Annotated in this window: 3 protein-coding genes; 1 reads left to right on the forward strand and 2 read right to left on the reverse strand. The window is 69.7% G+C overall.

The window, feature by feature from the left end; genetic code table 11:
- The coding region (locus AC1D15_RS32095; RefSeq protein WP_477829239.1) for a DeoR family transcriptional regulator at nucleotides 1–265 on the reverse strand (265 nt) is incomplete at its 3' end.
- Nucleotides 266–342: 77 nt separating this feature from the next.
- Here AC1D15_RS32095 and nudK point away from each other — a divergent pair.
- Nucleotides 343–930 (forward strand): GDP-mannose pyrophosphatase NudK, encoded by a 588-nt coding sequence (gene nudK / locus AC1D15_RS32100; RefSeq protein WP_465114174.1) that lies wholly within the window; start codon nucleotides 343–345, stop codon nucleotides 928–930.
- Here the strand turns inward: nudK and AC1D15_RS32105 are convergent.
- The coding region (locus AC1D15_RS32105; protein WP_477829240.1) for a hypothetical protein at nucleotides 931–1,430 on the reverse strand (500 nt) is incomplete at its 5' end. It lies immediately after the preceding gene.

Below are 1,430 nucleotides of genomic sequence, written 5' to 3' on the forward strand. Positions count from 1 at the left end.
GCACCATCGCGGCCGCGGCGCGCGCGATGCTCGCCTTGCCCTGCGGCTCGACCGCGCGCCGCGCCGAGAAATCGGCCACGGCGCTGGATGCCGGCAGCGCGCCGCCGTGCACCCGCTGCAGCAGGCCCTCGGCCGCGAGCGCGCGCAGGTCGCGCCGGATCGTGTCTTCCGACAGCCCCAGTTCCTCGCTCAGCGTCGCGGCGACGACCTGTCCGTCCTGCTTCAGGCGGCCGAGGATCAGTTGCTTGCGTTGTTCGGTCAGCATGGCCGCGAGTTTGCACGAAATTGCTTGACAGTGCACGAACATGCACGAATCATCGCGTTTCCATCCTTGAACCGGAGATCCCCGTGAACGACCGCGTGCGCATCGTCGACGTGAAGGTGCTGAGCGACGACTGGTATGTGCTGAAGAAGACGAGCTTCGACTTCCAGCGCAGCGACGGCAGCTGGCAGCGCCAGAGCCGCGAGACCTACGACCGCGGCAACGGCGCGACGATCCTGCTCTACAACCGCGAGCGCCGCACGGTGGTGCTGACGCGCCAGTTCCGCTTCCCGGCCTACGTGAACGGCACGCCCGACGGCATGCTGATCGAGGCCTGTGCCGGCCTGCTGGACCGCGACGACCCTGCGACCTGCATCCGCCGCGAGACCGAGGAGGAAACCGGCTACCGCATCGCCGAGGTGCGCCCGGTGTTCGAGGCCTACATGAGCCCGGGCTCGGTGACCGAGCGGCTGCACTTCTTCGTCGGCGCCTACGAGGCGCGCGACAAGGTGTCGGCCGGCGGCGGCGAACAGCACGAGGGCGAGGACATCGAGGTGCTCGAACCCACGCTCGACGAGGCGCTGGCCTGGGTCGCGGCGGGCAGGATCCGCGACGGCAAGACCATCATGCTGCTGCAGTACGCGAAGCTGAACCGGCTGGTCGACTGATCAGCCGGCGTCGGATGCGAGGCGCGACACCGGCACGGTGATGCTGCGGTCGATCGTGCCGTCCTTGCCCTGGTCGACGGTGATCGTCGCGAGCGCGTTCGCGATCGCGAGGCCCACGGCGGCATGCGGCAGCGTGATCGCCCAGGTGCCGGCGATCGGCAGGCCGGTCGGGCCGTAGGTGGCGCTGCCCTGCGTCGCGACGGTGTAGCGGGCCGAACCGTTCGGCAGCGTGAGCCCCATCGTGTGCGTGCCGTTGATCGAGCTGCCCTGCAGCACGCCGTCGACCAGCGTGGCCTGGCGCGTGATGTCGACGGCGCTGAGCGAGAAGTTGGCGGTGCGGCCGTCGTAGTGCGTCGTCAGGCCGAGGCTCTCCGACGTGAAGTGGCTCGTCAGCTGTGTCGTTGTGCCGTTGGTGGTCGACGAGACGGTGCGCGCGGTGTCGCCGTTCAGCGTGACGCTGCCGCGCGGCAACGCGGCCGACAGCGCGACGGCTTCGGTGG

It is taken from the genome of Rhizobacter sp. P2_H2, from assembly GCF_056403375.1.